General features: G+C 71.0%; 8 protein-coding genes. 3 read left to right on the top strand and 5 right to left on the bottom strand.

The features are described from left to right. Positions 1-1,820 (bottom strand): vWA domain-containing protein (locus C1I92_RS32135; RefSeq protein WP_111258699.1); only part of this gene is annotated, 1,820 nt, incomplete at its 3' end. Positions 1,821-1,929: 109 nt separating this feature from the next. On the opposite strand from C1I92_RS32135, the gene C1I92_RS32130 reads away from it, so the two are divergent. Then, positions 1,930-2,433: a DNA-binding protein gene (locus C1I92_RS32130; protein ID WP_111258698.1), complete on the top strand. Its 504-nt coding sequence runs from the start codon at positions 1,930-1,932 to the stop codon at positions 2,431-2,433. On the opposite strand, the gene C1I92_RS32125 is transcribed toward C1I92_RS32130, so the two are convergent. Then, on the bottom strand, positions 2,385-3,308 hold the full coding sequence (locus C1I92_RS32125; RefSeq protein ID WP_111258697.1) for an NAD(P)-dependent oxidoreductase: 924 nt from the start codon (positions 3,306-3,308) through the stop codon (positions 2,385-2,387). The genes C1I92_RS32130 and C1I92_RS32125 overlap by 49 nt on opposite strands. Before the next feature lie 135 nt (positions 3,309-3,443). Here C1I92_RS32125 and C1I92_RS32120 point away from each other — a divergent pair, with 135 nt between their 5' ends. Together C1I92_RS32120 and C1I92_RS32115 are read left to right on the top strand one after the other, a co-directional pair. Beyond that, positions 3,444-3,731 carry a winged helix-turn-helix transcriptional regulator gene (locus C1I92_RS32120; protein WP_111258701.1) on the top strand — a complete coding sequence of 96 codons (288 nt, stop codon included), beginning with the start codon at positions 3,444-3,446 and terminating at the stop codon, positions 3,729-3,731. Between the two features lie 44 nt (positions 3,732-3,775). After that, positions 3,776-4,222 carry a hypothetical protein gene (locus C1I92_RS32115; protein WP_146605373.1) on the top strand — a complete coding sequence of 149 codons (447 nt, stop codon included), beginning with the start codon at positions 3,776-3,778 and terminating at the stop codon, positions 4,220-4,222. A gap of 271 nt (positions 4,223-4,493) precedes the next feature. Here the strand turns inward: C1I92_RS32115 and C1I92_RS32105 are convergent, their stop codons facing one another. The 3 genes from C1I92_RS32105 to C1I92_RS32095 all read right to left on the bottom strand — a co-directional run bounded on the left by C1I92_RS32105 (position 4,494) and on the right by C1I92_RS32095 (position 7,789). Further along, positions 4,494-4,880: a VOC family protein gene (locus tag C1I92_RS32105; RefSeq protein WP_111258695.1), complete on the bottom strand. Its 387-nt coding sequence runs from the start codon at positions 4,878-4,880 to the stop codon at positions 4,494-4,496. Positions 4,881-4,979: 99 nt separating this feature from the next. Next, positions 4,980-7,331: an ATP-binding cassette domain-containing protein gene (locus C1I92_RS32100; RefSeq protein WP_111258700.1), complete on the bottom strand. Its 2,352-nt coding sequence runs from the start codon at positions 7,329-7,331 to the stop codon at positions 4,980-4,982. A 47-nt stretch (positions 7,332-7,378) separates the two neighbouring features. Further along, complete coding sequence (locus C1I92_RS32095) at positions 7,379-7,789, bottom strand: VOC family protein (RefSeq protein ID WP_111258694.1); 411 nt, start codon at positions 7,787-7,789, stop codon at positions 7,379-7,381. Between the last annotated feature and the right edge of the window lie 156 nt (positions 7,790-7,945).

The following is a 7,945-nucleotide window of genomic DNA, read 5'->3' as shown; positions in this document are numbered from 1 at the left end:
TCATCGTCGCTGCTCAGAGCCTGGTCGCCGGTCGCATCGCCGGTCGCATCGCCGGTCGGGTCGCCGGTCGGGTTGTCATCGCCCGGCCCGCCGCCGGGCTCGTTCTCGCCGGAGCCGCTGCCGGAGCCGTCCACCAGAGCGGACTCGGCCGCCGGCGGAGTGAGACCGTCGACGTCGGTGTACTCGGGGGCGCCCTCGCCGGCCGTGCCGTTGGTCTTCAACGTCAGCGTGTAAGCTATCGGACCACTGGCGTCGGGGTAGGACACCTGGACGTACCTCAACCCGGGGATGCTCGCGTCATTGCTGATCGCGGTCCGGTTGAGGTAGCCGAGGGTGAGCGACTGGGCGCCGACGCGGAAGGGCGAGCCCACGGCGATCGTGCCCCACAACAGGTCGCTCCAGTCCTCGGGTGCGCCGCCGTAGAAGTCCACCGAGCCCGCCTCCCGCACGGGCCCGGAGATCTGGAGGGTGGGCCCGATGCCGAGGGCCGTCTCCTCGGGCACGATCCCGTCGAGCTGGGCCTGGACGTTCTGGCCCCAGTCGAGCGGGATCGCGACCACCTGGGTCTCACCCGGGTTGATGTCGAACGCGTAGGTCCCGTCGGACACCACGGGAGAGTTGGAGATCGACGTGCCGGGCACCACGTCGGTGACCGGGTCCCCGACGTCCAGCGGCGTCCACGCCGGCTCCTCGGGAGCGGCTGCCAGGTCGCGGCCGGAGGGGTCGGCGAGCGGCGGCTCCTCGTACACGGCGATCTCGATCGGCTCCCCGGTGAACGCCTGCGGCCCTGAGTCGCCGACGTGGACGTAGACGACGTCGGCGGTGTTGCACCCGTCCTCCGGATCCGGACGCCAGGTGTTCGCCGCGGTGTAGCCGAGGTGGCCGAGCGGGAACGAGGTCGCCGTCGCGCATTCGAGCTCGTCGGGATTCGCGTACAGCCGGACCGAGGCCCAGGAGCCCGAGTTGCCGATGTCGTCGGAGTAGTGGGCGACACCGACGTGGACGGTGCTGCCCGGCGCCGTCCGCTCGACCCGGTACCAGAGGCCGTCGTTGAGCGGGACGGTGTCGAGGTACTGCCCGGTCTCGATGATCGGGGCGTCGGCGGGTGTCGCGGCGCCTTCGATGGGCGTGCCGGTGAGGTCGAACGGACGGGACGCCCGGGTGGTGGAGGTGTCGAGGGAGCGGACGAGGTCGTCGGCGTCCTTGGCGTCGTAGTAGGTGCCGTGTCCGTTCTCGGCGATGCAGCGCAGCTTGTCGCGTGCCTCCGCCGCGACGTCCAGGCCGACCACGTCGATCCGCACGTCGACGCCGTCGCCGGCCAGCTCGGTGGCGACCTCGCACGGATCCGGGGCGCAGGTCGGCTCGCCGTCGGAGACGAGGACGATGGTGCGCGGTCCTTCGGTGCCGAGGTCCTTGCCGGCCTCCTGGAGTGCGTAGCCGATGGGGGTCTCGCCGTAGGGCTCGTAGTCGTCGAGGGCGGCGGTGAGCTGGTCGCGGTTGCCGGTGCCGGGCTCGACGATCAGCTGCGAGTCCGTGCACGCGCCGGGGTCGTTCTGGGAGAACACCTCGGCGCCGTAGACGCGCAGGCCGACCTCCTGCTCGTCCGGCAGCCCGCCGATGACCTCGCGCAGCGCGTCCTTCGCCGCGTCGATGCGGATGCTCCCGTCCGGGGTCGCTTCGGCCATCGAGCCGGACGAGTCCAGGACCAGCATCATCCGGCTGCCCGGGTCGATCGGCTCGGCGGCGGGCGCCGGCAGCGCCGTCACGGCAACGACGGCGACGGCGGCCGCGGCTGCCGCGGCGGCGACGAGACGTCCCATACCCACTCCCGAGTGATTTGCAGTTGCAAACGTGATCCGAGTCTGGACTGCGAAAGGCGTGCGTGTCAACATGGTTGCGGATTCGCGAGTGCGAACAGCTGGAGGGCACATGGCCGACGTCGACGCCAGCCGGGCGGCGCAGCGGGAGATCTACGGCGAGCCGCTGGGCGTCGTCGTCGATCGCTGCCGGGCGACGCTGGGGCTGACGCAGGGGAGGGTCGCGGCGCTGCTCGGCATCTCCGCGCCGATGCTGTCGCAGCTGGTCAGCGGGCAGCGGGTGAAGATCGGCAACCCGTCGGCGGTGGAGCGGCTGCGGGTCATGGTCGAAGTGACCGACGCGGTCGCCGCCGGGCGGCTGCCGGTCGCCGACGCGGTCGCGCGGATCGAGTCGGCGGGCGGCCCGGGGGACGTGCTCACCGGCACGACCACCCGGCGGGCGTCGGCGCGGGAGACCGCCGAGCGGATCCAGAGCCTGTTCCGCCGGGTCGCCTCGGCGCCGGACTACCTCGCGGCGGCCGACCGGGTCGAGGCGGAACAGCCGGAGATCGCCCGGCTGCTGCGCGTCTACGGCGCCGGCCGCACCGAGGACGCCGTGGCACATCTGCTCGGCTGAGCCTCCTGACGAGCGCCGAGCACCTCGGTGAGGGCGGCGATGCTGTGCTCGCCGTGACCGGCGGCAGCGGCCTTGCGCACGAGGTCGTGCAGCGGGCGCAGCCAGGCGTCGTCGATACCGGACTCGCGGAGGAACGCCAGGTCCCCGTCGGCTCCGGCGAGGAACAGGTCCACCGACGACGCGCCCGCACTGTAGTCGCCCGCGTCGATCTCGGCGGCGAACACCGGGAGCACCTCGCCGATCATCCGCAGCCAGCGGACGGCGTACGGGGCCAGTGCCGCGACGGGGATGCCACGCTCGCGGGCGGCCGCGGCGCCGGCGAAGAAGCCGACGAGCACGGGCAGCAGGGTCGCACCGACCGCCGACTCGTAGAACTTCGCCAGGTCCGGCTCGTCGCCCAGCCGGACCGTGTCGCCGCCGAGCGCCCGCAGCGTCGCCTCGTGCTCGGCGAAGGTCGTCGCGTCGCCCGCGTAGTACAGCAGCGTCCCGGCCCGGCCGACCGCGTCGGGCACGTCCTTCACCGCGCCGTCGAGGAACCGGATGCCGTGCTCGGCCGCCCACGCGGCGGTCTCGCGGGCGGCGCCGGGCGGGCCGCTGTTCAGGGTGACCAGCGTGCGGCCGGCCAGCGTCGCCGTCACGTCGCCAAGCACCCGCCGGGTCTCGTCGTAGCCGGTCAGGCACGCGACGACGAGCGGGCTCGCGCTGATCGCGTCGCCGGCGGAGGCGGCCTGCCGCGCCCCGGCGGTGACCAGGGGAGCGGCCTTCGCCGGCGTCCGGTTCCAGACCGTGACCCGGTGCCCGGCGGCGAGAAACGCGCGGGCGAGCGCGCTGCCCATGGAGCCGAGGCCGAGGACGGTGACGGTCGTGTGCGTCATGGTCTCGATGCTGCTAGTGACACGTACACTTGCGCAAGTACCTACATTTCTGTTCAATACCTACATTCTTGTATGTGAGGAGGTCAGGTGGCCGAGCGACGCTTCACCTGCGGCCTCGACGCCGCGATCGCCCTCATGGGCGGCAAGTGGAAGGGCCTCATCCTGTTCGCCCTGCAGGACGGTCCGCTGCGCTTCGGCCAGTTGCGGCGGGCGGTCGGCACGATCAGCGAGCGGATGCTGATCCTGCAGGTGCGCGAGCTGGAGACCGCCGGCCTCGTGCACCGCGAGGTGTATCAGCAGGTACCGCCGAAGGTGGAGTACTCGCTCACCGACTTCGGCCGGTCGCTCAACGACGCGATGGCGTCGCTGGGGGACTGGGGGGAGCGGAACATCGACCGCATCGAGGCCATTCCGTTCGGCTGACTCGCCGCCCTATGCTGGCGCTGACCTGGGGGAAGGACTGCCGCGTGGTGGACAGGTGGGTTCGGCGGACGGTTCTGACGGCGATCGTGGCGGCGGGCGCGCTGTGCGCCGCCGGCACCGTGGCGGCTGGCCCGGTTCGGGCCGTCGGCGGGGGCGTGTGCATGCCGTGGCCGGACACCGAGCTCGCCGCCGTCGCGTCGCCCATGATCAACGAGGGCCCGGCGCCGATCACCGTCACGCAGGTGGCGCTGCGCGACGCCTACGGAGTGGCGATCGAGACGGCTGCTCTGGCGCCGCACCACATGTATCCGGACGGCGGCGGGCTGGCGTTCGGCTTCGGCACGTATCCGCCGCTGGAGCCTGAGCTCGTCCGGCCGGTCGCACCACGTCGCGATGGAGTGGGACATCGTCATCCACTCCGATGGACGGTCATGCCGCTGAGCCCGAACGTGGGGAGTGCCTCTCGCGGCGGCCGACTCTCGTTTACTTGACATAATGTGCATTATCGGCGTTACGTGAGAAGGCGCATGCCAGCAGATTTCGCTGCGCGGCGGTCGAACGTCACCGTGTGCTCGCAGCCGGCCTGTCGCGCGGTCTCGGCGTAGGTGCGACGCAGGACCCAGAACGTCTCCGCCAGCGTCACGACGCCTGGTCCAGGCGACCATCGGCGTCAAAGCCGTTCATCACAGTGACTCAGCGGCGCCGGCACGTCGACACCTCCTTGCGTCACGGTAAGGAGGTGTTGACGTGTCGGCAAGGCGCTCAGGCGTCGGTCGCGACCTTCCAGAGGTGGCCCTCCGGGTCGCTGAACGTGCCGGAGTAGCCGCCCCACTCGGCCGCCTCGGCCGGCTTGAGCACGGTCGCCCCCGCGGCCACCGCGGCCTTGAACACAGCGTCGACCTCGTCGCGGGTGTCGGCGATGTAGTGCAGCGAGAAGCCGTTGAAGCCGGAGCCGTCCGCGGGCACGCCGGCGTCCTTGGCGACGGCGGCCCAGTGGTACAGGGCGATGTCGGCGCCGCCGCCGAGGCTGAGCCGGGCGAAGCCGGGCTGGTCCTGGTCGAGCCGGGCGCCCATGCCCTCGACGTAGAACTTCTTCGCCCGGTCGAAGTCCTGAACGCCGAGCATGACGACGCTGATCTGCAGCGACATGGTGGTCTCCTTGGGTATCGGGATGCTCTACCCGTCACGCTACGGCGGCCCCGGACCGCCCGCTTCTCGATTCCTGACCGATCCGCGGCCGACCCCGGCTCAGCCCGCGACGTACTCCGCGAGGTGCTGTCCGGTCAGCGTGGACCGGGCCGCGACGAGGTCGGCGGGCGTGCCCTCGAAGACCACCCGGCCGCCGTCGTGCCCGGCGCCGGGACCGAGGTCGATGATCCAGTCGCCGTGCGCCATGACCGCCTGGTGGTGCTCGATGACGATGACCGACTTGCCGGAGTCGACCAGCCGGTCCAGCAGCCCGAGCAGCTGCTCGACGTCGGCCAGGTGCAGCCCGCTGGTGGGCTCGTCGAGGACGTAGACGCTGCCGTTCTTCTCCGCCAGCTGGGCGGCCAGCTTGAGCCGCTGCCGCTCCCCGCCGGACAGCGTCGTCAGCGGCTGGCCCAGCTTGACATAACCGAGGCCGACGTCCTCCAGCCGGCCCAGGATGGTGGCCGCGGCCGGCGTCTTCGCGTCGCCGGCCGCGAAGAACGCGTGCGCCTCCGTGACCGGCAGGTCGAGCACCTCGGCGATCGACAGCCCGCCCAGCTTGTACTCCAGCACGGCCGCCTGGAACCGCTTGCCGCCGCAGTCGTCGCACGGCGTGGACACGGTGTCCATGAAGCCGAGCTCGGTGTAGATGACGCCGGCGCCGTTGCAGGTGGGGCAGGCGCCCTCGGAGTTCGCGCTGAACAGCGCCGGCTTCACGCCGTTGGCCTTGGCGAACGCCTTGCGGATCGGCTCCAGCAGACCGGTGTAGGTGGCCGGGTTGCTGCGCCGGGACCCGCGGATCGCGCTCTGGTCGACGGCGATGACGTCGTCGCGGGTCGACACCGAGCCGTGGATCAGCGACGACTTGCCCGAGCCCGCGACGCCGGTGACGACGACCAGCACGCCGAGCGGGATGTCGACGTCGACGTCCTGCAGGTTGTGCGCCGAGGCGCCACGGACCTCCAGGACACCCGACGGCGTCCGCACCGACGGCTTCACCGTCGCCCGGTCGTCCAGGTGCCGCCCGGTGACGGTGTCCGCGTCGCGCAACCCGTCGACCGTCCCCTCGAACACCACCTCGCCGCCGGCCGAGCCCGCGCCCGGGCCGAGGTCGACGACGTGGTCGGCGATCGCGATCGTCTCCGGCTTGTGCTCGACGACCAGAACGGTGTTGCCCTTGTCGCGCAGCCGCAGCAGCAGGTCGTTCATCCGCTGTATGTCGTGCGGGTGCAGCCCGACCGTGGGCTCGTCGAACACGTAGGTGACGTCGGTCAGCGACGACCCGAGGTGGCGCAGCATCTTGATCCGCTGCGACTCGCCGCCGGACAGCGTGCCCGAGGGCCGCTCCAGGCTGAGGTAGCCCAGCCCCAGCTCGACGAACGAGTCGAGGTTCTCCCCCAGCGCCTTGAGCAGCGGCGCGACCGACGGCTCGTCCAGCCCGCGGATCCACTCCGCCAGGTCGGTGATCTGCATCGCGCAGGCCTCGGCGATCGTCGTCCCCTTGACCTTCGACGACAACGCCGCCGCGCTGAGCCGGGTGCCGCCGCAGTCCGGGCAGGCGGCGAACGTCGCGGCCCGCTCGATGAACGCGCGGATGTGCGGCTGCACCGACGCCGGGTCCTTGGACAGGAACGACTTCTGGACCCGCGGCACCAGCCCCTCGTAGGTGAGGTTCATGTTCTCGAACTTCACCTTCGTCGGCTCCTTGTACAGCAGGTCGTTCAGCTCCTGCTCGGAGTACTCGCGGATCGGCTTGTCCGGGTCGAAGAAGCCGGACGCGGCGAAGATGCGGACGTTCCAGCCGTCGGCGTTGTAGCCGGGGATGGTGAACGGGCCGTCGTTCAGCGACTTGCTGTCGTCGTAGAGCTGGGTCAGGTCGATGTCGGAGACGCTCCCCCGGCCCTCGCACTTCGCGCACATGCCGCCGAGGTAGACGACGTCGCGGGCGATCTTCTTCTCCCCCGTGTCGCTGGTCATGATGCCGCTGGCCCGGCGGGTCGGCACGTTGAACGAGAACGCCGTCGGCGGTCCGACGTGCGGCTCCCCCAGGCGGCTGAACAGGATCCGCAGCATCGCGTTGGCGTCGGTGACGGTGCCGACGGTGGACCGCGGGTTCGCGCCCATGCGCTCCTGGTCGACGATGATCGCGGTGGTCAGGCCGGCCAGCAGGTCGACGTCGGGCCGGGACAGCGACGGCATGAACCCCTGCACGAACGCGCTGTAGGTCTCGTTGATCATCCGCTGCGACTCGGCCGCGATCGTCTCGAACACGAGCGAGCTCTTGCCCGAGCCGGAGACGCCGGTGAACACCGTGAGGCGGCGCTTCGGGATCTCCAGGCTGACGTTCTTGAGGTTGTTCTCGCGTGCTCCCTGCACCCGGATCAGGTCGTGGCTGTCGGCAACCGCGGTCATCGTCACTCCATCTGTCTTCGTCGCCTGGCTCACCAGGAAGGGTACGGTCAGCGGGCCTCGTTGATGCGGATGAGGTTGCCGGCCGGGTCGCGGACCGCGCAGTCGCGGACGCCGAACGGCTGCTCCATCGGCTCCTGGACGATCTCGGCGCCGGCCGCGAGCAGCCGTGCGAAGACGCCGTCGAGGTCGGGCGTGGACAGCAGGATGCCCGCGTAGCTGCCCTTCGCCATCATCTCGGCGATCGTACGGCGCTCCGCGTCGGTCACCCCCGGGTCGGCGCCGGGCGGTTCCAGCACGATCGACGTGTCCGGCTGACCCGGCGGACCGACGCGGATCCACCGCATCCCCTCCCAGCCGAAGTCCGAGCGGACCTCGAAGCCGAGGACGTCGCGGTAGAACGCCAGCGCCGTGTCGGGATCGTCGTGCGGCAGGAAGCTGGCGTGGATCGTGAGGTCCATGCGTTTCTCCTATGTCAAGCCGCTGCTGTGAGGTTCGGCGCGGTTGCGGTTGATGGGTTGTTCTTCAGGGTGTTGAAGACGGTTCGGGCGAGTCGTCGTTTGAGGGCTCGCAGGGCTTCGGTGGTGGTGTCGCCGGTGGCGATGCGTTTGTTGTAG

Source organism: Jiangella anatolica (assembly GCF_003236295.1).
Taxonomy (GTDB): Bacteria; Actinomycetota; Actinomycetes; order Jiangellales; family Jiangellaceae; genus Jiangella; species Jiangella anatolica.
Note: the sequence above shows the minus strand (reverse complement) of the source record. Positions and strands in the feature narration are given on the sequence as shown.